At 36.4% G+C, this 23,934-nt stretch carries 26 protein-coding genes; 2 read left to right on the top strand and 24 right to left on the bottom strand.

All coding sequences use genetic code 11. From position 1 onward, the window contains the following. Positions 1-106 precede the first annotated feature (106 nt). From KNQ18_RS16015 to KNQ18_RS15925, 19 genes are all read right to left on the bottom strand, one after another. Complete coding sequence (locus KNQ18_RS16015; protein ID WP_215085552.1) at positions 107-529, bottom strand: DUF1064 domain-containing protein; 423 nt, start codon at positions 527-529, stop codon at positions 107-109. Further along, the gene (locus KNQ18_RS16010; RefSeq protein WP_215085550.1) at positions 526-3,699 is read right to left on the bottom strand and encodes a PHP domain-containing protein; all 3,174 of its coding nucleotides are present in this window, start codon (positions 3,697-3,699) and stop codon (positions 526-528) included. Before KNQ18_RS16010 ends, KNQ18_RS16015 begins: the two co-directional genes overlap by 4 nt. Before the next feature lie 13 nt (positions 3,700-3,712). Further along, complete coding sequence (locus tag KNQ18_RS16005; RefSeq protein ID WP_215085548.1) at positions 3,713-4,384, bottom strand: hypothetical protein; 672 nt, start codon at positions 4,382-4,384, stop codon at positions 3,713-3,715. Between the two features lie 31 nt (positions 4,385-4,415). Next, positions 4,416-4,913: a dihydrofolate reductase gene (locus KNQ18_RS16000; protein ID WP_215085546.1), complete on the bottom strand. Its 498-nt coding sequence runs from the start codon at positions 4,911-4,913 to the stop codon at positions 4,416-4,418. Then, positions 4,903-5,073 (bottom strand): hypothetical protein, encoded by a 171-nt coding sequence (locus KNQ18_RS15995; RefSeq protein ID WP_215085544.1) that lies wholly within the window; start codon positions 5,071-5,073, stop codon positions 4,903-4,905. Before KNQ18_RS15995 ends, KNQ18_RS16000 begins: the two co-directional genes overlap by 11 nt. Before the next feature lie 241 nt (positions 5,074-5,314). Further along, entirely contained in the window at positions 5,315-5,740 is a 426-nt protein-coding gene (locus KNQ18_RS15990) for a hypothetical protein (RefSeq protein ID WP_215085542.1), read from the bottom strand. 19 nt (positions 5,741-5,759) lie between these two features. Then, the gene (locus KNQ18_RS15985) at positions 5,760-6,266 is read right to left on the bottom strand and encodes a hypothetical protein (protein ID WP_215085540.1); all 507 of its coding nucleotides are present in this window, start codon (positions 6,264-6,266) and stop codon (positions 5,760-5,762) included. A gap of 275 nt (positions 6,267-6,541) precedes the next feature. Beyond that, entirely contained in the window at positions 6,542-8,299 is a 1,758-nt protein-coding gene (locus KNQ18_RS15980; RefSeq protein WP_215085538.1) for a DUF262 domain-containing protein, read from the bottom strand. 172 nt (positions 8,300-8,471) lie between these two features. Then, entirely contained in the window at positions 8,472-8,954 is a 483-nt protein-coding gene (locus tag KNQ18_RS15975) for a hypothetical protein (protein ID WP_215085536.1), read from the bottom strand. A gap of 1,370 nt (positions 8,955-10,324) precedes the next feature. After that, positions 10,325-11,185, bottom strand: a complete 861-nt coding sequence (locus KNQ18_RS15970) for a thymidylate synthase (protein WP_215085534.1) — start codon at positions 11,183-11,185, stop codon at positions 10,325-10,327. A gap of 176 nt (positions 11,186-11,361) precedes the next feature. Next, positions 11,362-12,387, bottom strand: a complete 1,026-nt coding sequence (locus tag KNQ18_RS15965; RefSeq protein WP_215085533.1) for a ribonucleotide-diphosphate reductase subunit beta — start codon at positions 12,385-12,387, stop codon at positions 11,362-11,364. Next, entirely contained in the window at positions 12,371-12,829 is a 459-nt protein-coding gene (locus KNQ18_RS15960) for a flavodoxin domain-containing protein (RefSeq protein ID WP_285800538.1), read from the bottom strand. The genes KNQ18_RS15965 and KNQ18_RS15960 overlap by 17 nt, the downstream gene beginning before the upstream one ends. Then, positions 12,829-15,132, bottom strand: coding sequence for a ribonucleoside-diphosphate reductase subunit alpha (locus KNQ18_RS15955; protein WP_215085529.1), 2,304 nt, complete (start codon positions 15,130-15,132; stop codon positions 12,829-12,831). Before KNQ18_RS15955 ends, KNQ18_RS15960 begins: the two co-directional genes overlap by 1 nt. Positions 15,133-15,158: 26 nt before the next feature. Then, the gene (locus KNQ18_RS15950; RefSeq protein ID WP_215085527.1) at positions 15,159-15,614 is read right to left on the bottom strand and encodes a dCTP deaminase/dUTPase family protein; all 456 of its coding nucleotides are present in this window, start codon (positions 15,612-15,614) and stop codon (positions 15,159-15,161) included. A 241-nt stretch (positions 15,615-15,855) separates the two neighbouring features. Continuing rightward, positions 15,856-16,098, bottom strand: a complete 243-nt coding sequence (locus tag KNQ18_RS15945; protein ID WP_215085525.1) for a hypothetical protein — start codon at positions 16,096-16,098, stop codon at positions 15,856-15,858. 120 nt (positions 16,099-16,218) lie between these two features. Continuing rightward, a complete protein-coding gene (locus tag KNQ18_RS15940; protein ID WP_215085523.1) occupies positions 16,219-17,421 on the bottom strand; it encodes a phosphoadenosine phosphosulfate reductase family protein in 1,203 nt (400 codons plus the stop codon). A gap of 24 nt (positions 17,422-17,445) precedes the next feature. Beyond that, positions 17,446-17,937: a hypothetical protein gene (locus KNQ18_RS15935; RefSeq protein ID WP_215085521.1), complete on the bottom strand. Its 492-nt coding sequence runs from the start codon at positions 17,935-17,937 to the stop codon at positions 17,446-17,448. 22 nt (positions 17,938-17,959) lie between these two features. Then, on the bottom strand, positions 17,960-18,151 hold the full coding sequence (locus KNQ18_RS15930; RefSeq protein WP_215085519.1) for a hypothetical protein: 192 nt from the start codon (positions 18,149-18,151) through the stop codon (positions 17,960-17,962). After that, a complete protein-coding gene (locus KNQ18_RS15925) occupies positions 18,151-18,327 on the bottom strand; it encodes a hypothetical protein (protein ID WP_215085517.1) in 177 nt (58 codons plus the stop codon). The genes KNQ18_RS15930 and KNQ18_RS15925 overlap by 1 nt, the downstream gene beginning before the upstream one ends. A gap of 254 nt (positions 18,328-18,581) precedes the next feature. Here KNQ18_RS15925 and KNQ18_RS15920 point away from each other — a divergent pair, with 254 nt between their 5' ends. After that, a complete protein-coding gene (locus tag KNQ18_RS15920; protein WP_215085515.1) occupies positions 18,582-18,782 on the top strand; it encodes a hypothetical protein in 201 nt (66 codons plus the stop codon). A gap of 32 nt (positions 18,783-18,814) precedes the next feature. On the opposite strand, the gene KNQ18_RS15915 is transcribed toward KNQ18_RS15920, so the two are convergent. The 5 genes from KNQ18_RS15915 to KNQ18_RS15895 all read right to left on the bottom strand — a co-directional run bounded on the left by KNQ18_RS15915 (position 18,815) and on the right by KNQ18_RS15895 (position 22,424). After that, positions 18,815-19,468 carry a hypothetical protein gene (locus KNQ18_RS15915; protein ID WP_215085513.1) on the bottom strand — a complete coding sequence of 218 codons (654 nt, stop codon included), beginning with the start codon at positions 19,466-19,468 and terminating at the stop codon, positions 18,815-18,817. A 349-nt stretch (positions 19,469-19,817) separates the two neighbouring features. Next, a complete protein-coding gene (locus KNQ18_RS15910; protein ID WP_215085511.1) occupies positions 19,818-20,201 on the bottom strand; it encodes a hypothetical protein in 384 nt (127 codons plus the stop codon). 18 nt (positions 20,202-20,219) lie between these two features. Continuing rightward, entirely contained in the window at positions 20,220-20,777 is a 558-nt protein-coding gene (locus KNQ18_RS15905) for a hypothetical protein (protein ID WP_215085509.1), read from the bottom strand. Between the two features lie 367 nt (positions 20,778-21,144). Then, a complete protein-coding gene (locus tag KNQ18_RS15900) occupies positions 21,145-21,888 on the bottom strand; it encodes a DUF1240 domain-containing protein (protein WP_215085507.1) in 744 nt (247 codons plus the stop codon). Positions 21,889-22,229: 341 nt separating this feature from the next. After that, positions 22,230-22,424, bottom strand: coding sequence for a hypothetical protein (locus tag KNQ18_RS15895; protein WP_215085505.1), 195 nt, complete (start codon positions 22,422-22,424; stop codon positions 22,230-22,232). A 425-nt stretch (positions 22,425-22,849) separates the two neighbouring features. Here KNQ18_RS15895 and KNQ18_RS15890 point away from each other — a divergent pair, with 425 nt between their 5' ends. Continuing rightward, positions 22,850-23,608 carry a hypothetical protein gene (locus KNQ18_RS15890; protein WP_215085503.1) on the top strand — a complete coding sequence of 253 codons (759 nt, stop codon included), beginning with the start codon at positions 22,850-22,852 and terminating at the stop codon, positions 23,606-23,608. Positions 23,609-23,934: the final 326 nt, after the last annotated feature.

The raw sequence follows: 23,934 nt of genomic DNA, 5'->3' as shown, positions 1-23,934 counted from the left end.
CTCTGTTTAATTAAAGTACCACTTTTGTCACCGTTTGTCACCTCTTGTTACCGTTTGTCACGTCTTGTCGCATTTTATAACAATTCTCCTCTAATAGATTTCACCCCTATCTTTTTAATTTTCTTGATCTCTTTTTGCCCTCTTCATTATCTTCATATGTAATCCAGCCACCTGTTTCAACTCCTCGCTTTAAGTTCCTGACGATCCATTTAAGGTCTTTGTCTGGGTAGCGGTACTCAAACATCTTCCGTTTTAGCTTAGCTTCAGTAGTAGGCATTCCTTTGATGTCGATAACTGTCTCTTTATCTTCGTTATCGACCACTAGAAAGTCAGCTTTATAGTTGATGGCTCTCCGCTTCAGCCCTTGGTATTCGAACTTAGGTTGCAACTCATACACTGGCTGTAGCTTGAAGCCTTTGAGTTCACCTTTCGCTTTTAAATCTTTTAAATACACATAGTACAAGGACTCGACTTTTGAGTCGAATCGAATCCCATCTACTACTGCTTTCTTTGCTCCGTACTTAGTCATAGTTCTGCCACCATTTCAAATGAATTTAACCACAGTTCTGTCTCTTCGAGTTTTTCCCAGCCATTCTCTGTTTTGCGCGTTTTATTCTTTCGAACTGTAGATGTAAATTTCACGACATCACCTGGTACTAAACGAGCGTTTCCTTCGCGTGTATAGTAATTTAGCTTAGTCATCTTGATCTGAGTCGTCTCACCGTCTCTCAGGCGTATCACCGATAGTCGCGGTGAGTATTTAGTATCAACAGCAGTTACAAGGATTGCCTGTCGATCTAGAGACGATAAATCAGTTTGAATGTATTCCAGCAAACCGAGTTCGGCAGCAATCTGTTTACTAATTGGAAGTGATTCATCATCTAGCGATTTTTCAAAATCAATCAAGAGAGGCAATCGTTTCTCTTTCGTCTTATCGACATGCTTCTTGTCGTATTTGTTTTTGCCTGAATCAAACTCCTCGTAAACTTTGAGCAACTTAGCGTTTCCACCAAATTCACTAAAGAAGTTTAGTTTGATCAAGTTTAAAATACTCGTTTTATTAGCTAGAGAGCCCTCAGTTACATCGACAAGCAGTTCCGTAAAGGAGTTATACTGTCGATCTCGTAGAGAGTACATGTTATCTCCTGCTGTAGTTTGAACACCTTTGATTGATTTGGTGTCTTTAAAGATTTTGTTCTCCTCTTTATCTACCGCGTACTTACTCTTAGCATATCGAAACTTAGGAGGTACGACTGTAATTCCACGTGACTTAAGATACGCTGTAACAGCTGCAGTTTTTTCTTTGTATCCTTCTTTGGCTTCTGTTGCTAGAATCTGCAGCTGTACCGCTCCGAATTCCAGAGGATAATGGTGACGGAGATAAGCGTTGATATATCCAATATAGCTATAGGCATGAGAGTGATTAATCGAGAATCCATAGTCAGATGCATCGTTGATAACCTGGAGAAAGGATTGTACGAGCTCTTCTGCTTCAGATGCGTCCGTATTGTGTTGTTTAACCATTGTATCAATGAACCGCTCTTTGATTTGTGGAACATAGATATCTAGTTGCTCTTTTTGCTTTTTCCCAATGGCTCGACGCACGAGATCTGCCTCACCGCCTGAGTATCCACAAAACTCCATTAGAAATTGAATGATTTGCTCCTGGAAGATCATTCGTGAAGCCGTAGGTGCTAAAAAGTTATTTAACGCTTCGTGACCATAATCGACTACTTTTCCTTTTGCTAGTGCATCTCGATAAGAGTTACCTGATGGACGGATAGCAGCGTTACCGATAGAAAACAGATTCATCAAGTCTAAGTTCTCGCCAATGGATTTCTTGAGCGTAGTGATTGTATCGGGATTAAATAGTCGTCGATAATAGCTTTCTGCGGTCTCACTCTCGAACTGAAATACAGATAGAGTAGTATCAAGCATCGAGTTCCATACATCCATATCTAAAGCGTTAGACGTATCTGGTGTTAATCGATCAAGACCAGCCATCTCACAAGTCTCATTAGTAAGTTCAATTGAGCTGAGTCCGAGGATATCTAATTTCACAAAATTTAGTCCATCGATTTCTTTCATATTGATAGCTGATACAGGGTGAATAGAATCTTTAGATGTCATCACTGTTCCCATATGAGTTCGTAAATCGATTGGAGATACTACGAATCCGCTGGCATGTGATCCGACGTTACTCATGACTCCAACTAGACGTTCGGCATACCACATGGCTTCTGGATATTGGCTTCGGTATTTCTTCATAAGAGAGTCAAATTGAGCTTCTTTTTTCTCATCTATTGGCTTAGTGAGAGCTTTTACTTCATCGTTGCTTAGTCCAAACTCTTTGAACATGACAGTAATAGCACCTTTATAACCGAAAGTACCGTAAGTGATAATCTCCGAGAAGTAGAAGTTATTTAACTCATCCTCTAAAGATGCTACATAATCAATAACTTCTTGTCGTCGTGATGGTGGCCAGTCCACGTCAATATCTGCCAAGCTAATTCGTTCTTTACTCATAAATCGAGCAAAGTTTAAGTTATGCTTTACGCTGTCCATCTCAGTGATCCCCATCAAGTAGGCTACTAGACTCCCCGATACAGATCCTCGACCATAACCAGGATAAATCTTCTGTTCTTTTGCCCAGTCAATAATCTTCTTCTGGAGTAACATGTAGTCGATTGCCCCGACTTCTTTGTAGACTTGCTTCTCTTCTTTAATACGAGCTTTGTAAACGTTGATAGCTTCTTCTGGGAGAAGCTTTAGTCCGCGCTCATTGATTCCTTCTTTGATTGCAGCATTGAAGTCTCTTTGAGAGTCTTTTGACACCTTCGGATATTTGTATGAGTAGTCTAATTTGAATTCTTCCACCATGTCAGCCATCACATTAGTATTCTCGATAGCTTGTAAGTATACTGACTCTTCTAGTTCTCCTTGTTTCTCAAAGGCTTCTACGAGCTCGTCATATGATTTGAACGTAAGATCAAATGAATCTTCGTCTCCGTAACTGATCCCTTTTGTCTTCATGAACATCTGCCGAACCTTCTGATGCTCCATGTTCAATGCATGAGTATCAGTTCCAGCGATGAGCGGTACACCTGTTACTTTATGTAGGTCATACAGATAGCGGTTAAATGCTCTCTGATCATCAGTATCATGGTACTGTACCTCGAAGAAACAACGATGCTTATTCTCAGTCATCCATTTAACAAAGCGACTGGCTGCCTCCTTCCGTTCAAGTTGGACGCGACCTTTCCACAATAAGCTTGCTAGACACGCTGAAGTGACAATGATGTTGTCAGATGTATTCATTACCTCTTTCATACTTAGTCGAGGATCATAGTAATAGTGTCCGTCACGTTGATAAGAGCGAGAAGAGAGTTCATTTATCTCCATGACGCCATCGTAGTTTTTAGCAATCAACATCATATGGTAGTTGTCTCGCTTCTTTTCGTCTAACGTTTCAGTCATATAAATCTCGTTAGCATGAATATACTTAAGACCAGCTTTCTCTACGGTCTGCTTCTTCTTAACCCAACTTAAGATATTTCCATGCTCAGAGAATGCGATTGCTTTCATGCCCAGTTCTTTTGCTCGTTCTACGTATTCTTCGAACTTGGTAACTGAATCCGCTCCAGTTGCATTGAAGTTACTAAAATCGCTATGTAGGTGATAGACAATGTAGTTCTTCATCAAATCTCTCCTCTTAAACTTCTTTCATTGCCCAGTAGTTCAGTTTCACAATTCCGTTGAGTTCATGATCTGCAGGAAAACGAACCTTCTTCCCGTCTAATAACTTGTCTGTTACGTGTTGGACTTCGAAAAACTCTGTGAAGCATGAAGGGCAAAAAGCATTCTTCTTAATATCAGCGGAAGTTAACTTATAAACCTTTAATACAGCTGCAAATTCAGCAACAGTTCCATCGGTTGCAATCAGATTAAGTTTTTTGTTTCCACAGCAAGGACAGTTTGTGAGTGTCTTTCCTGGTACTTTTTCAAACGTATCTTTCAAATTAATGCGTCTGACTTCCGGGACATTCCCCGTCATGTAGCCGTATAGATTCAACACTTTTCTCATTGCTGTCTCAGCCAACTTAAACTCTTTACGATAACGCCCTGCTCCCTGGTATTTCGCACACTCACCGATCATCAAGATCTGGTTTTCAGTCATGAATCGATTCAGAGATATTTCAAGCTTCTCTCCGGTGTTCTCTGCTTCTTTCCATGCTTGAGCTACAATCTGTCCTACTTGCTGCTCTGTGAGGCCTTTTAGTATCCCGTTCGTGTAGTTATCTTCTCCGCGAATGTAGGATCGGATTACTTTCTTCTTCAATTCATCAGATAAAACATCACTTTTAACCCTTGAAAAATTAATCATTTTTATGTACTCCTTGTTTTAAAATATATTTTTAAACCGACTGGTAATACCGAACGGTGGCATTCTCTGTTAATACGACACTTTTCTTTTCAATCCAATCATCTGAGATAGCAGGCAAGAATGAATCGGCTTCTTTCGTCTTATCTACATGAGTGATGATTAGCTGATCTGCAGACTGGATGAATTGCTCATAGATGGACTGGCCACCGATGATATAGACGTCTTTTCCGATATCGTAGGTATTGAGAATCTTCTTGAGCTCCCGTAAGTCTTCCATGACGATGATTCCAGCTAACGCTAACTCAAACTTCTCTACAGATGTATAAGATCGAGATAACACAATGTTGATACGATTCTTTAATGGCTTACCAATTGATTCATATGTATTGCGACCCATGACTACGATTGAATCAGTGGTGATCTCTCGGAAGAACCGCAAGTCTTCAGGAATGTTAAATAACAGTTGGTTCTTGTGACCAATACCATTGTTCCGATCAATACAAGCGATAAGAGAGATTTTACACTCCATTCTTGATGTCCTCCGTGTCTGTAGCTTTTTCTAAACCGTCTAGGAATGCGCGGAGGTGATGTCGGTTGATTCGACGCTTTATCACTCGTCGTTTAAGCCAGAGCATCCAGTCGTGTATCTCGTCATATCGTGCTGCTTTTTCTTCAGTTGTTAGGTTCATTGCTCTTCACTCCTTTATGGTTTGCTTAAGCATTCATATTGTAGATATGCTTCAAACATCGATTCTTCTGATTCATCAAGCCATAGTAATTCTCGGCCAATTACAATTTCTTCCACCTTCTAATAAAAATTTTAAATAAATGTATTATTTGACTTAATAATAATAACATGGCGATATCTATAATACAAGCCACTGAACAATTGTTTTTCAACAAACATCCAATGGCTTGTATCTTAAATCATTAGTTTTTATTTAAAATTTCATTCCCAACAGGGAACACGTCTAGTTCAATATGCTCTTTAATTAACCGTTTAGAAATTTCAATAGGATAATTATTTTGTTCTTCAGCTTCAATGCTTAAAGTCTTTAAAAGACCATTGTGAAATTCCGATAAGGAGGGAACTTTCTGTTCAAATTTGTACTCTTTTTGAGTTTGGATCAAGAAAAATGATACCTCGGCTCTTTCCTCAGCTGAAAGATCGTTTTTTAACATGACATACTCAATATCCGTTAAAAGATCTGGGTTTACTTCTTGATCTTTAATGATTTTAGTCAATAGGCTTTGTAAGAGTTCTACTTTGGATGTTAAGTCGGCGACTTTAGTATCCATTCTTTCGATTTGAGATTCTAATTCTTCAATTGATTTACTTGAATGTTCAACAGACATTTTAAAAACTCCTTTTTTATTAAACTGGTGAGAGAAGTGAAATTGCTTCTGTAATAGCTTTAGCTCCAATTCTTGCAGTAGGTTTTCCTAATGGTCCTTTAATCGCTTGATAAATTGCTTCCTCTAATCTACCATATGTTACTTTATCTAAAGCATTTAATTTACGGAGAACTGGTTTTACATAAGTGTGCATAACGCTACCTACTTCTTTAGCAGCATTTTTCCCAAAGTATCTTCCTACCCAGTTGGTAATAGAAGTTGTATTATTAATCGCCCATTTTAAAGTTTTTTTCCCTACATATGTAGGAACTGACTGGATAGTGATGTTTCCTTCACGTGATTCCATTTGGCTTGCTTCTAAAGCACTTGTTGTAAGAAAACTAGCTGCTTCATTTTGAACAAACACTGTTTCTTCACTCGTAATATTTGCTGGTTCATCAATTTCTGAAGCATATGCTGTAGTGCCTGCGAAAAGACCTGATGAGAAAACACTTAACGATAAACAAGTAAGTAAAACTTTTTTCATTGCTTGATAACCACCTTTTCAAAGAATAGGTTTATCATATATCAAAATTGTAAATTAAATGATAAAAAATATTGAAAAAATACGAATAAAATTAAATTGAAACCATTTTTTACATTTAAATACATATAGGGTGATTTTAAGTAGAGCTTGGTTGAAAACCTTTAATAAACTTTCAGAATATACTATTAACAACCTATTGATTTATTGAAACAAAAAACGCCACATTAAGTGACGTTTAAAATTTGATGCTTTTTAAATTATAAAAATTCAGCATATTAAAAACGTAATTTGGGGTGAATGATTTCTTTAATAAATAGTTCATACATGTCGTTTGCTCGTTGAGGTATGTCTAATTCATCCCATTTACTATGTTTACTGACAAATTCTAATACTTCATCGTATTTAGATTTTTTGTAGGAATCTAATTTATCTACAAAATCTTTTGAACCCGCCTCAGTATTTAAAGTTTGTTCTAATAAAATTAAGTTTCCTATATTTAATGAAAGATCGTTACTATCATCCTCATTCATAATATGTTCTACGGAAGAATCATTTGTATAATCAATGCTATTACGATAATAACAATTAATTTTCCGAAGTATAAGTTTAGGTAAAAGATTAGTTGAATGAGTCCCTTTTTTATAAATTAAAGAAGTAAATTGTTGCTTCACAGTAAGCATGTCTCCCTCTTCTATAAGGTCTGAAAGTTTATCAATTAATTTCTCTTGAATAACTTTATGACCATCAGCTTTATTAGAAGATTTAGAGAGAGCAATACTAAAATCTGAAATTGGTTTTTCGATTTTTGAAGCTCTACTAGACAAGAATGAAAAGAAAATCATGTAAAAATCTTCTAAGAAGAGAATAGCTTCTTTAAACTTCTTTTGATCTATTAATTCATTTCTTCTAGCATTAATAAGTGCTAATAATGCTATTCTAGCTGATACAACTTTAAAAACATCTTCAAAGGATTTCATACTTTGAATTAAAAAATTATATTCTATTTTATTTTTCCAATCACTTAAATTAGGATTCATTATTTCGGTATATATTAAAGATTGTTTAACAAGATCATCCAAAAGTTCTGAAGGTGAGACAGGTTTTTTTCTTGCTCGTATAACTCTTTGTTGGAAATCATCATATAAAGCTTTTTCACCTACTTTTTTATATTTCATTGCCCAGTAATGCCTAAAAAATGTATCCATTTTTTCTTTTTTATTTTTGGAGGTTAACGTTTTGTTTATTGTTTGCCATTTTTCTTTAGCTTCATCATTTAGAGTGTTACCAATTTCTTCGAAAATTTTATTTTTAATCAAGTCTACTGAGGATAATTTTTTACCCTTACCATTCAAAATTTCAAAAATTGCATTTGCTTGATCTTCTTCGTTGGTATTGATCGAAATTACTATTGAATCTAATATTTGTCCTCTTATTTTTAATAACCATTCCTCATATGGAATTTCTTCAATTCTAGAATCATTTATTACCTTTTTAATTTCTTTATAAATTTTTTCCTCGCTTAATACATCTGAATAGTACTTATATGTTTTCTCAATAGTTTCTTCTTCTTCTGTAATGGGTGTTTTTGTCGTTGTCTTCATTTGTACTAATTCTGTAAAATAAGGAAATGAACTTTCCGTTTTTAATACCTTCTTTTCTTTTCCAAAGTCGTCTTTAAATACAATGAAATTATAGGTTGCATCGCTAAGTGCATCCATTTTTAGATCATTAAACATTTTTGAGATTACGGATAAAATTATTGTGATTGTTGTCAGTCTTTGTTGACCATCAATAACACTTTGAGTGGCACTCTCATTATCTATACCTCCTACAAAAACCATTGTACCCAAAAAATATCTTTCAGTTTTGACTGTTTTAGTGGTGTAATCTGGTTTTAAGTATTTGATAATATCATGTAGAAATTCTTGAGTATGTATAGATTCCCACGAGTAATTTCTTTGGAAAGAAGGTATTTCATACTCCTTCTTTGTTAGTAGTTCTTTAATAGTGATGTCTTTCGTTTTTATTAGCATATATTACTCCTTAACTTTGATTTTTTTATTATACCAATAATTTCACATATCGAAGAGCGATTTTCTTTATAATTCTTTATTTGTAAAATTTTATTTAATTTTTTTTTAGAGAGATGACACCCTTGTATATAATAAACGGTATGAAAAAAGCACTCAGAAGGATGCTTTTGTTTCAACTTAATGACTCCAAGGCCTCTTTGACTAATTGCATCAAATCACCAGCACCACTTGATACAGTGGCTACAGGTACAAGAAGGTCTATTAAAAGCTTTTTTTTAACTTCTTTTGATTGTTCGCTGTTAACCATCTGCTCTACCATAAATCGAATAATCGCATCTCGTTGTTCAACCGCATTTTTGCTATCCTTCAGCAGTTCAGAAAGATAGTTAATTTGTTCGTCGTGCCTTCTCAAGTCTTCCGCTTCTTTTTCAGCTTTTGCAATAGCCTGAGCTTTTTGGAATTCCTGAATTGCTGCGCCCCTTTGCACACGTTGTTCTTCTTCAAAACGTTGAGAGTCCAATATGGGGTCTATACGACGTATCAACCCCCCATGATATTTCTTTGGAGGTTGCCTTAGTTTGTTTAACAAATTCATATTTACAGGTTCATTAAATTTCTTAATCCACTTAAGTTTAGACGCATGATTATCAGGCACTTTTAGACCCCCTCATAATGTCTTAACATTATTATAAAGGGTTCTAATGTAACTGTCGTTTGCATAAAGCTTTTATTCTTCCTGCAAACGTACGACGACTCGGAAGTCTTTGCTATGTCTATGGCTGCCTGCGTCATGCGCTGTTGAAAAGGGATAAACGTCGTGTCACGCAAGGAGTGGATGATCCGTCGCTTATCAGTTGGTGTAAAGAGCCAGCCAATGAGGAAGAAAACTAACTAACTAGATACACTATCATCCTCCTTTGATAAAACGCGCTTTCCCTACTCTTTCCCTCTTTCTTTCCTCTCTTTATATGCAAAAAGACGCCTCGAAGGACGTCCCACTTTTTCATCTGCAATCCGTGTAGCCTTAACATTTTTTGTATTTTCTATACAGATTACTTATAGTCTTACGCAATATATTCATATTTCTATCTCCAATTATTACGAACATGATGGAAGTAGAAGACGGTATCTTATTTTGATTTCCCATTCCAGTTTGCGCTTGATTGCTTCGAAATGTATCTAAAAAAGCGTCCCAGCCTCGTCACCATCATGGTAGTTCGACATATTTTGCGGTGGCTAGCGCCTTTCGCGTACCTTTTACGGCTTTTCGCATTTGGCTACAGTCATATCGAAGTTTGCATCTATTGGCAATTACTCCCTCGTAGTAATAGTAGCCATACCTAATTCTCTTGCATTTGATTGCCATGATTATCTTGAGCCAGTCGCTTAAGGTCACGTTAAATATAATCGATCTTTTGGTGGGTGTCCCAGTCGTTGTGTTTCTCAATGATGCACGTGTCGGCATGATGATCAGAGTTCCCCCGTCCTTTGGCGGATCATCCTTCCGTTCTAGTAGAACACTCCTATAAACATTGGTATTAAGACATTTTCAGACACTTAAACATATTTTTCCGATGCTAGAGCAATGTAAAATGGACTTTAATTCTATCGATACCCTATGCTTAGTTCATTCCCCGGAGAAAAAAACAAATTTTTACAAAGGAGTGTGATAACAATGGAAAAACTTCTAGTGTTCATAGGAGCAAGTCAACTAATCATTATGATTATTGAATTGTTTAACTAAAAAACAAAAGATTGTCTCAATTGGCCACTGAGATAGTCTTCTTTTACATAATGAAATCAAACTTTTATCAGGTCTCTTTTCAAGACATTCGATGTGCCATGTTTCTCCGATATAGTCATAAGAAACATCCTACTTTTCGAGTGCGTCAGGATCCTTGTCGAGTACATTCTGTTTTTCTTCATATTCGTTGTGCGTCATGAGTATATATTCACATTTTCTTCTACACTGTGCCTCCGCCACTTGTTGAAAACTATTACTGATTTTACTCGTGTAATACGGGCTCATAGTGCCAATTCTCCAAACTTAATTTGTTCCTGGGGCGAGTAATCCTTGACTTCAAAGTCGTCAATGGTGATATTATAAAATTCTTTGCCCGTTGCATTCAGTTGAAGTAAAGCTTTATTACTATTAGCAGTACGTGAAATAATGAGTTTTGCTTGTTCCACTTGGTTGTCATAGAGGTGTAGATCGGAAATGAAATGATGGAATTTACCGATCTTATATCCTGTTTCGTGAGCAACCATCATAAGGAGAGCAGAATATTGAAGAGCATTGATTGTTCCCGCAACTGCGAAGTCACTGCTGCGCTGTACGAGTGTCATATGTAGCTGATCTCCTACAACACGCCAGATTGTTTCATAAGCGCATTCCTGGAGTTGTTTAGCGTTTTCTCGTTCTGGATCGAACATCGACATAATCATACGTCGATCTGGGGTGTTCTTCAGCTTCCAGATCAGCCAGTCGATTTGATTTAAAGGTGTCATAACACCGTCAATGTTAACCCGACGATATCGGTTCTGGATTTGCCATCCATAAGATCGACCAATTGTTCCTCGCTCGTCAGCCCAAGCCCACCACCACTTGACTCCGTATTTCTTATCTAGTTCTGATACCTTGTTAGAGCGATCCTGGAAGATCCATAGAATCTCTTTGATTGCACTCTTCCAAGCTACTGGACGTACTGTTGTAAGCGGGAATTCTCCCTTTGATAAATCGTATGTAAAGAGCTTAACGTCAGATAGTGAGCGATAGTTAATTGTCGATCCTTCTGAGAGCGTTGTACGCGCCTTGTATGAGTTCGGTACGCCCGTTTCTAATAGTTCTTTAAGTGTCTCTTGGTAGTATGTATCTGCTTTAGTCATTGAAAAGCCATTCCTCCTGCTTGAATGCTTCGATTAAAATATGATTTTTATTGTCATCTAATAGCTACTACTTATCGATAATTTCATACTGATATGGGAAGTATCGTTCTTGATCATCTTCGCTGCCATCTTCTAGTGCCAATCTCTCGAAAGAATTTGACACGAATTTATTCGGTTTATAGATCGTCGAAATCTTCATCGACAGCATTGTAATTTGTTACTTTGCGCTCATGGAAGTCCTGCAGCAACTCATTCACCGTCTCATCGGAGTAAGCTTGAATCCAAGGCATCGAGTTCTCATCTGCACCATCATAAACTTCGCTGAAGCCTGTCATTCGTAACAGTTTGTTGCCTAGATATTTGATATATCTCTCCAACTGTCGTAGGCTAATTCCTTCGATTCCCTCTAGTGTTTCCTTTGCAAATTCAATTTCTAATTCGCAACCTTGCTTAACGACTTCTTTAGCCCATTCTTCAAATTGGCCTTCGTTGTTTAGAGAAGGATTCTCTCGGAGCAATAGCGGAAGTAGTGTATGCGTAATAAAGTATTTGTGCGTACACTCATCGTTTTGAATAAATTGAATCATCTTAGCAGTATCAATCATCTTATTCTCTCGATCAAGATTATAGAAGAACGCAAAGGCCGTATAGAAGTTGATTCCTTCAGTGATACCTGAGACCATCAAGCCCTTAGCAAGAGATTCGAGAGTTGGTTTTTCTAAGAACTCGTTGTAATACTTGTCAATTAACTGGCTACGTTTTCGAACGCTTGAGAGTTTCTTAGCCTCGTTGAAGACTTTGATTTGTTCCTGTTGAGATAAGAGTGTCTGAAGCGTATAACTGTAAGACTGATTATGCACAACTTCTTGTTGAGCAATCGTAATCAGAATGTCGTGAGCTGCACTATCACTGACTTGTTGTGCGACAGCATATAAGAACTTCGCTTGAGGTGAATCAAGCATTGCTAACATCGCATTGAACGTCTTATAGGCTTCTTGTTCGCGCTTACTCAATAAATCCCACTTCTTACGATCATTGGCCATAGATACTTCGTCCGGGATCCAGTGGTTTTGAAGGATAGTCTTGTAAATCTGATAGAACTGAGGGTACTTCAAATCATTCCAATTCGTAACTCCCGAATATGTCCCTCCATATAGCTGCTGTGTTTGAATAGGCTGTGTTAGATCAATTACTTTTGTCATTTGATAGATCTCCAATCATATTGTTTGTCCATTGCTTAATATCTTTTACTTCTGAGTCCTTGGGTCTCTGTTCAATCTGCAGTTTCCATTCATGGACTTCCCATCCATTTTTCTCAAAATGATATGCTGATTCACGAATTGCTCTGCAATAGTGTTTAAACTGCTTTTCTCCTGTACCGAAAATAGCGACATGTCCTTTGACGTCTATTGCAAACAAGTCCTTCAGAAAGCTTCGTGTTTCTGTTGGTAATGCACCATCACCCCATGTATATGTACCGAAAATGATATTAGAATCGCCATGTAGTGCATCGAGATAATCTTTCTCGTATGAGATATTGATTCGATCAACTGTACATCCACCTTCAACTAATGCTTCTTCTATAAAATCAGCCATCCTCTCAGTATTTCCTGAGAGGGAAGCGTAGATTAAATGGATATGCATTATGAGTGGCAACCTTCACACTCATCTTCATTTAGCTGATTCTTTGGTGTTCGAGTGTAATAGATTGTCTTCATACCGGATTCCCAAGCTAACATGTGAAGCTCAAGAATTTCAGATGCTTTCATTCCTTTACGGATATACAGGTTGAAGCTTTGAGATTGGTCAATGTGCTTCTGACGTGCTGCATTTTGTAGAATACTCCACTTCTGATCAATGTCGAACGCACCTTTATAGAACCATTGATTCGAGAAATTAATCTCTGGAGCTGGAACAACCGTTTTAATTCCTTTTTTCTCTACAATCATTGTTTTAGAAACAAGTGGATCGATAGAAGGTGAGCTTCCCCCGATATGTGCAGTAGTCGAGTTAGGAGCGACAGCGAGTACATACCCATTACGCATACCACTTTGATTGACTCGCGTTGCTAGTGTCTTCCACAAGAAACCTTGCGTAGTGTCTGTAAAGTATCCGCGACGCTCGAAATATTCTCCTGTATGCCACTCCGATCCTTCGAACGCAGGGTAAGCACCCTTTTCTTCTGCTAGCTCCATAGAGGACAGGATAGTAAGATATGCAATCTTTTCGTAGAGAGTATCTGCGTATTCAACCGCTTCTTGTGATTCCCATTTGAGACCATTTTGAGCAAGAAGATGATGCCAACCAAATGTCCCAAGTCCAACCGCACGATACTTATTATTAGTGTGTACTGCTTGGAGAACCGAAATCTTATCTGTATTTAATTCGATGACGTTATCAAGCATCCGTACTTGAATAGCAATTAAACGATCAATAACGTTCGCTTTAACAGCTCGCCCAAGGTTAATTGATGATAGGTTACATACTACAAAATCTCCTGGTGTCTTAGTGATGACGATTCGACCATCGGCAAGAGTTTGAGATTCTACCGATGTAGCCGACATATTTTGCGTCACCTCGACGCACAGGTTAGATGAATAAATCATTCCAGCGTGTTTGTTTGGGTTTGTACGGTTAACTTCGTCCCGGAAGAACATATACATTGATCCAGTTTCGAGTTGCGCTTTTTGAATTGCTTTATAAATATCAACTGCAGGGACAATCGTCTTGCTGATATTCTCGTCAGCTAGAAGTTCTTCATAGCGATCTCGGAACGTACCTGCTCCACGAGTCTCATCATATGAATCTTGTAAGCTCCATCCTTTAACCGCTTTGACTTCATGTGGATCGAATAAAGCCCAATCTCCGCGAGTTTTGACTTTCTCCATAAACAAATCAGGAATAGATACTGCCAAGAATAAATCATGGAATCGTAAGCGCTCATCACCAGTATTAAGTTTCCCTGCTAGATGATCGAAGATATCCCGATGGAACACATCCTGAGTAGCAGCAATCGATCCTTGTCGTGAACCAAGTTGATCAACACTGACAGCTGTATTGTTTAACTGCTTGAGCCACGGAACTGTACCACTTGAGATACCTTTGATTCCTTTAATATCAGATCCTTTGCTTCGAACGTTCCCCATGTAGACGCCGATTCCGCCGCCGCCTTTTGAAAGGTTAGCAACATCAGTATTTGAATCGTAGATGCCTTGCAAAGAGTCTTCTACGGTATCGATAAAACAAGATGATAGCTGACCGTAAGCCTTACCTGCATTAGCTAATGTAGGTGTTGCAACCGTCATATAAAGGTTCGAAAGCGCCCAGTATCCCTCTTTCACTAAACTCATTCGTTTCGATTTATCTTCATTGATCATTAACGTCATTACAACCGTCATGAAACGTTCTTGAGGCAATTCGTAAAGATTGCTTTTCTTGTCCTTTGAAAGATAGCTACGATTCAATGTTTCGAGTCCAATTAAAGTAAACAGTTTGTCTTTTTCAGGGTCAATCATGCTTTCAGCAGCAATAATATCCTCTTTGCTGTACTCGCGGAGAATATCTGCAGAGTATGTACCCTTGGAAGCCAATGCCTTTTGCAAAGCATAAAATCCACCATACTTTTTGTCTGAATCATAGTTACGGTTTGTCGCTGCTTCTTTATAAAGCTTTTGGAGATAAAAGCGACCTGCGACGTATTGATAATCCGGGTGTTTAACATCTTTAATCAGTCCAATACGATCCTTAGCAGATTGAACGATGATTTTAGAAATTTCTTCTGCAGAAACAGTCGAACGTGATTTAACTTCTTCTTCAATCAAATCAACTAAACTCGCAATATCTAAATCTTTGAAGTCATCTCCTAAAATCCGATTCACATAACTTTCAATACGCCCTTCTTGATAATCAAGTTGTCGTTTCCGGTTGTCCTTTGTTACTGTTGTCATTTGATCAAACACCTCTATGTATAATTTTATTTACCGCTAGATCCAAACCCACCGCTTCGCTCTGCATGAAGAGTGACATCCTCATCTGCTACCAAGTACTTTGAAAAGACACCTTGTGCAATGCGCTCATCTTCAAGAATCTGTACTGGTTGATTCGTCGTATTTTTTAGGCAGATACCAAGATTCCCGTCGTTCGATGGATTCGAATAATATGATGAATCTGCAATCCCTGTCGTGTTAGCTAGGACAAGTCCTTTCTTAACTCCGATAGATGATCGAACATGAATACTTAAGAACTCATCTTCTTGCATATATGACTTAACGTCTGTCCAGAACAAATGTTGCTTACCTGGATCAATCGTTACTGTCTCTTTCGAGTAGAAGTCGTAACCAGCTGATCCTGCATCTCCGCGCACTGGGAGAATCGTTGGGTAATCCTTTTTCTTGTGATCCTTATGTACTTCCTTGAACCCTCGTATCATATAAAATCTTCCTTTCATTCCTTTAGATTTGTACTACCATTACATTGTCCGGCCTCACCACCTTTAATGAGTTTGACGAAACATGGCCAACTCGGATGTATCGCGCTCAAGTCTGTCCTGGACTTCTCCAATAAACTGATCAAGAGCGCTTGTATCTACTGTCCGAATCATTTCAACGTATTCCTTTAAATCTTTCATTGCTGTTAATTCCACTCTTTCAACTTTTATTTCTATGTATGTATTACTCTACTAAGTGATCTCCATCGAACTTTAGGATAACTGGTGTGTTAGCACCTAAATGAGCTCCTACAATGTTGTAGTCAATAAACTCTGCAGCTTCATCTTCTTCCATACCATCTCGACCAACCAAGACTTCAACCATCTTGTCGAATGAGTAAATCAGTACGTCATCAAAACCAGATCGAACTCCAGTTCCAACGATAGCTGCTTCAAAACCATCATATGTAATCATATCCTGGTCCACTAAATCACCTCTTTTATTAATGTACTATTTTATTTAATTAGAACTTTTAAAATTTGTATTTGCTACTAAGTTAGTATATCAACTATCATGATTTAATCCTAATATTTTGTATTATTTGATTTAAAAGATATCAAAAACACATGGCTTAGCTTCTAGGATTTCTTTTAAATGTTCATGAGCATTTTCAGCATCAATATCAACGCCAGTGAACACCTTGATCTCTTCTTTAACATCTTCAGGGATCATGCCTAGTAGTGCTTTACCGTATCCTAAGTTATGTACCATAGCTTGATATACGCGAGGATAATATGTACGCATCCATTGTAGATATCCGTATTTAACTGGAATCGGACACATCTGGCAGCCTACACGTGGGTTAAAGATCTTGAATCCTTTTTTCGACAAGAAGTTCTGTTGGTGACGATCTAGAGTTTGAACTTGTTGATCCATCAGTTTATCGTAATCGATTCCCAGTTCAATAATTCGGTCTTTGAACATAATCAGCTTTGTCATATCTTCTGGGTACTTTTGAATCAGGTTGTTATTGTACAACCCTACGTGAGGCACATCATAATGCTTCACATACTCCCAGATATCATCATCTGTCATCCATAGGATAGGTCGTGCCATCATTGTCCCATTCCAAGTACCAGAACTGTAGAAATACTCCCCGTCTCGCAATGATGCTAGTTTGCGTTGATTAGACTCATCTGCGCGTAAGCCAACCATGATCAGATCCCAATTGTTTTCTTTTGTAGCTCGTTTCATAGGCTCATGCTTCAATGTATTACAGCAACGTTCGCTTAATGGTTGACCTTCTTTACGTGACCCTTTTCGCGCTGTGAAATACGATGAATCGATACCACCGTTGTCATCGATGATTTTTTTTAAAGGTTTTTTAGGCTTAGTAACTGTTAGATTTAAGTCCCATGCTTCTGTAAGAGTAGTAGCGAACTCTCGAACTTCTGGAAATTCATTAAGCGTATTGTTCCAAACGATCTCGATATCGCTAGGATCCCGACCCATTTCAACTAATGCTTTTCGAGTTAAATAAAGCACCATAATCGAATCAATTCCGAAACTACACGAGATAACAGGTTTCTTTGCGCGTCCTAAAGCCATTTTTATCAGATCAATCGCCCAACGCTCTTTCGTAAAGATGTCCACGTCTTTGTGTTCTTTGAAATGCTTATAACGAACATCTTTCTCTGCTCGTGTGAATGACCAACGATTAACTGGGACTGTTTTCCCATGCTTATTAACTCGTGTTGTTTCAGTCTTATAAGGGTGAACCTGTTGATTATATAATTCAGCAATATTCATTTTATTTCCTCCATACTATTTGATTTATTGAACTACTTCAGTATCGGCTTTCCCCTTATTTTCTAAGAAGTCGCTGGTTGCATCAGCCATAGCATCTACTCCACGATCAATAACGTACACTGGCATATCTTTAAGCATGTATAGAATCGGACTCTCAACCAATAGATACCAAGCCGCATAACCACCATGTTTCTTAACGAGGTATCGCATGACTTTCTGAGCGAATAAAACATGACTTTCATCGGTTACATTCATCTCATGTAATTTACGTACCAGGTCTCGTCGCAAGAATACCATCGTGACGTCCAGATAGTTCTTTCGCGCATCTTGTTTTATGTAGTACGATTCAACACCATCAACGAGTGTCCGTTGTGCGAGTACAACTGGCTCACCGAACTCTGCAGTACGTGACTCAAATGTTGTCTGATCCTGTGAGACAAAGAGTGTGACTTGACTATATGACTCTTGGATCCATTCCAGTGCTTCGTAGTAGAAGTCTTTTGTAACTTCTTTCATATCGAACCTCCTGTTATTAGATTTAATAGGCGAGGTAATTCATTGCACTAATTCGTACTTGGTATCCTGAATCTAATTGTTTAATGTTTTTTGAATCGCCGCTGTATCCTTTTGCGTCTAAAAACTTCTGTAAAGCAATCTTAGGTCGATCACTTGTCATATGTACTTCTTTGATAGCATCCTTTTGCGGGTGTTTTACGTAAATTGTTGTCATTATTCTCCCTCCTCATATGTATCCCATTGACCGTAAGAAAGGTTCCCAGCTTCCTTACCACAACTCTTGCAGTAAGCCGTATATTCTATTAAGTAACCACCTTCATAATACTTGTCCTTCGCTACCATTTCTTCGTTCTTGCAGCTAAGACATTGTAATCCAATCAACTCAATCATCGCATCACCACCTAACATATAAATAATATACTATTTGATTTAAATGAAATCAAGATAAATATTTGAGTGGTTTCAACAATATTTAAGGGCTTAATAAGAGATCGTTTTCAACCTAATAATTTTAGAAATAAAACATTACTGATGTTATTTTCATAAGAAATTGATAAACGTATATACTCATTCATAAAAAAATAAAGCTTACCCTTATATTTGCGTGATATAATAAATTTATTATTTTTTTAAGGTGGAGAATTATGAATAACATTCAAAAAGCAACAATCTGGATATTGTCTTTAGCAATCTTGGTTTCTGCATACTTTACGATTAATATTAAAGATTTTATTCCAAGTGGTTATACTTTAGCTTTAAACGGAATTGTAGTAACTAGAGCAATTTTGTTTGCTATTACAGCCTATCTAATCGTCGAATTATCAAGAGCTATTCGTATTAAATAAAAAGAGAAAAGCCTTTAAGGCTCTTCTCTTTTTTATTTAACCTCAATTAATTTGTACTCACCGTGTAATGGAGTCTTCTTCTTATATTTCTTCTTCGAAATAATTTTTCCTAAAGCAATATCTACGTAGTGGTTTTCGCCTTCTTCAACTTTATAGCGAACTCGATACCCCATATAAGAACGAGTTTTAGGTTCTGCATTTATTGTATATCCAACAGAACTTGTTTTTGAAACTTCTCCACCCATGTTTAGCCCTCTAACATCTCCACTAATAGTTGTTCCAAACGAGACTTCTTTAGTAGAAGAAATTGATCCACCAGCTTTACCAACCCAAATATTATCAGAAACTCGTTTGAATTTTGACCATGATTTATAATATTTAACGTTTTCTTTATAGTTTCGGAAGTCATTAATGAACTGAGGTTTCATTACTTCTCTCGAAGTATAAAGATCATCAATGCTAGAAATACCTATACGATTAAAAGATTCTTGTTGAGCTTTTTTCATCTCTAACATTTCAATGAATGAAAATGTTGCTTCATACCAACCTGGACGCGGGTTTTCACTCTCATCATCATCATCGTCTGCAGCAAAAGTAGGATTTGCAAATATTGATAATGCAACCCCTGTTGCCAACGTAGTTGTAATAATCTTATTTAACATAGTACCTTTTTGAAACAAATTCATTCAATTAACCACCTTTCAAGATTCTTAAATTATAAACAATAAAAAAGCCAAAAGTTTTTTCGAAATAATATCATAATATACACAAGTTAAAATTATTCTTATAAAATTTATTTATAAGACAGTAAAAATTAAAGATAATCTGTTAAATATGAATAGTAGATATCCAAAATTTTAATAATTAATTTAATTTGTTTTTTAATAATACAGATTTTTAAATTTAAATTCGTTTTCTTATATTATTTTTTTTAAAAGGACACGTAAAATTATTGGAGATTTAAAACACAAAAAAGACGATACCGAAGCATCATCTTTTAAAAAGAAAAATTATAAAAAATATTAATCAAAATACTTAAAACTCATCATAAGGTACTATGATGAAGTCTTCTTTTTGAAGACCCTTTGGTTTTTCTTCTTTAAACTCTTCAACTAAATCTAAAAAATTAGAAACTGTTTTTTCCAAAGTTTCTTCAATTGTTAGAGCATAACCTGTGGCACCTTCTGGGTAACCCTCGGAATCTATTAATTTAAGATTTGTATATCCAGTAAAACCCGCTTCTCCAGGAGCTTCATCATTATTGTAACTAGTCTCATATATCTTTACTTTAAAGCTACCATAATGAATTGTGTCTCCTTCATACATTTCTTCAAAGAAATCCAGAGCATTTACATCAAATTCTGCTACACATTTTTGAATCATTCCAACACGATCAATTCTAAGATCTTTCCAATTCAAATAGTATTCTCCTATCAGTTATTTTTTAGTTGTTCCAAAAGAAACAATTCGGTTATCTGGAGCTAAATCGATATACTTTCCATTCTTACGATACCTTTTAACACCATCAACTTCACCTTTAACTTTAGTAGGTTTAACACCTTTTTTTGCTGTTGTTCTAAACTCTCTTGCCTTATTCAAATAGCTTGCAGCACTTTTTGCCTTCACTTCTTTACCATGCTTTTTGTAGTGAAACACTATAGACATGGCTGGAAAATCAAAACTTCCTTCATGCCAAGATCCAACTGGTTCATTTAAAAGTCCATGTGAAATCATGAACCCTAATTCAAATGCCTCATCACCATCTTTTTTACTAGCAGCTCTCATTTGATTTCTAAATTCTAAAGCTTCTTTTGCTTCCAGTAATAGTTCAAATACAGTTTGGCCTTCTTCTTCCTCGTCGTCAATTGAAGAAATTGAGAAGCTACTTAATTCAGTCGAATCTTCTGCAGGCTCTTGAGCAGATACTACATTTGAGAACTCAAAGTTACCAAATAAAATAAGTAAAGATAATACATAAATAATTATTTTTTTCATTTCGATCCCCTTAAATGTATATTTTAGACAAAAACTATATTAACATATACAAATGCTATAGGGGAATTGTTTTTTACAATTTTTTAATGATAAACGTATTGATTTAATTTCTTACAATCGCTCTATTTTATTCATCTAACTTATCAATAATTTTTTGTTGTTTTTTAACTTTTTAAGAAATTTAGTTTTATATACTCGAGCATAAAATCAGACTAATCAGCATACCACTTTACTATGATTTTATAAGAATAGAGTTCGCTATACTCTTGCGAAGCAAGAGGCGGTCTCTACGAGGTTAAAAAGAGCATGGTGGCGTCAATCAAGACCAGTACCGTTTCGTTTCTTAGACACGAAAAAAGAGGATACCTTATGCATCCTCTTTTTGCTTTTTAAATTCTTCTATCTGTCTTTCTAATTCTTCAATATGGCGCCCATTCTCGTATAGATAAAGTTCATGTTCTTCGATCATATCTTTTTTCTCATATTCACATTGCAAAGCAAAATCAGAAAAATTCCGAGTCATTTCTTCTAATTCTCTTCTCAATTGAGTTGTTTCAGAGCTTAACTTTGTATAATCTTCTACTGTTGCCCCTAATTGATCAACAGTACCTTTCCAATTTTTCATTAATTCATCTCTATCTCTTTTATTGGTGTCATTTAATCTAGCTATTTGACCTTTCAAATAAGATATCTCTTCAATCATTTTTCCCTTCATTTTCTTTTCAGTAGATTCCTGTAATGTTCGGAATGGAAGAAGAGAAATTGATATTGAAAGTGCAATCAAAGATAAACCATTGTTTAAGCCGTTTAAATCAACTTTAAAGTGTACGGCTAGCAAAACTAAGACACCGGTTGATAAAGGAAGAGTAAACAAACCAATGGACTTAACCTTTGAATTAACATATGAACTACTAAAAAAAGAAAAAAGAATTGCATATAAAGCAAAGCATAACAATAGTTTATTATTAATAGCATAACTCAAATTAAAGATAGAAAGCCCTGTGTTAATAATACTAAATAAAAAGAAAGAACTACTAAGAGACAGGAATACAATATGAGTTATATCCATCTCGTATATACCCGTTTGCTTTATTCCATTTTTACCAAACATGCTTTAATCAATCTCCATTTCATCAATATGATTAGAGTTATACTTTTTATTTCAGACTCTGTTAGTTCAATACATTCTAAGACAAAATCAGATTGATCAGCACGCCAATTCGCCATGATTTTATTAAAGTATTAGTTCTTATCTTTCTCCATGTATTGCTCTAATTTATTGGATTTATACTTCGACATGTACTCTTTGAATACCTACTATAAGCAATCACTTACTTACCCTTCTGACGGCCGCCCAAGAGCTAATGCTATTGGGCTTTCCACTGTAACCATAGCCGCCATCTATGAAGATGATTATTGATTATTTCTGGTTTAAATCCATCTTTTCATTTTTCAGTCAATTTGTTCTGTTTTCCCCCCAGGGTTAAGAGAACATGTATTGGTTTCCTCTAGATTCTGTAAGTAATTTTCTTCAACAACAAGAGTATTGTACTTAGAATAATTTGGCTCTTTACTAACAATCACAGGGTATCCCTCACGATACTTTTCTAACTCGCTTGGTGTTATATATACGGTTACTGACGTCATTATTAACATCTCCTCTTAAAATCTATATGTTAGCACTTCCCACACCGTTATCGGTATGTATATATATTTTACCTAAAATAAGACCGTTAGCGCAGAAATATTTTATGAAGTCGTATCCGTGTGGAAGGATTTCGCTGTTTTCCCTTCTCCCAGGTCGTGATCGAGGAAAAGAACTGGACGTTGTTCTTCAATAAGTTTGAGTGCATCATTCATAGACCGATCAATCATAAATTCTTCTGAGCATTTTCATAGATCATTAAGATAGTTATTCATGGACTATGCTCGCATAAAAGTATTGTTTCAGCTTACAATCGTTTACAATTGGAATATGTATTTCATTCCCTAAATCGATTATCGCACATCTATTTGACATAAACAATTAAAATATGTACTATTTTATTTAAAAAGTCGAAGGGATTGATTCGATGAAAGAAGATCCAAACGAGCATACGCCGACATCCTTGGACGCAGCCGCATCTAAGGCGTTCGTATCGCAAGTAATTAGCAAGACAAACTTCAGTCGAGCAGTAAGCGTTATTCCTGGGTTGAAAGATATCAAAGAAATTTTTGATAGAGCAGGTGAGGCTTACGATGATTACAATATTGATTTCAATATACGTCTTGTAGATACCATGTATCGAAAAGGCGATATTAATCAAGAAAATGTTGATCAATTAAAGAGGCTTTTGCATGACGACAGATCTTTAACCTTGTTCATAGGTCACTGCAAAGATGTGGCGGACAAATCAAACAGTCAAGCTGCAAAGATGATTCTTGCGGTTTACGCAGCCAGGGTAATTAATTCACCTGAACTAACTGGTGATCCGGTGTCCGGTGTGATTATTGATGTACTTTCTTCTGTGAATGATTTCGACTTAATTCATTTTGAACAAATGTCTCTTTATCTTATTGATCATAGGCCAAAAGAAAGAATAAGTATGGCATTCGAAATTATGTCAGACATCAAAGGAATTCAGGCGCATTTGAGAAGAAAAATGCTCGTGGATTTTAGAACAAGCATAAAGAAGTTCATGAACATGGGAGTTTTTGATCTCGCTGATGGTAGCCCAGTATCTGCAAGCAATCCTACAATCAAATCAAACCATTATTCAGATATTATTTACCAATTATGTATAGAGCATCATGAATTATATGAGCCAACACAAAAAAAGCCCTCTGAATGAGGGCTTTTACTTTTAAAACGAATCTTTTATGTACTTAAATTGATCAATAAGTTTCCACTGAGTAGCTGTCCGGAGTCGTCAAGTGAACGTCGTCGTCGAGATCGTCCCGTTCAAGAAAATCTTGAGTGTCACTCTATCGGGGTGAAAAAATCATGATCATCGATTGTAAAAATAAGAGCGAATGACTATCTTTGTTTCAATTTGAATATGATTTAACCTACTTTTTACATCTAATCGTACTCATTCATTACATTCATCAGCCGAATTTCAGCTTGAAGAGAATGCTTATTCAGAATCATCATATTCTATACTATGTACTAAAAGGT

The organism is Exiguobacterium sp. s78 (assembly GCF_018618985.1).
Lineage (GTDB): Bacteria > Bacillota > Bacilli > Exiguobacteriales > Exiguobacteriaceae > Exiguobacterium_A > Exiguobacterium_A abrahamii.
This window is presented reverse-complemented; position numbering and strand designations above follow the sequence as displayed.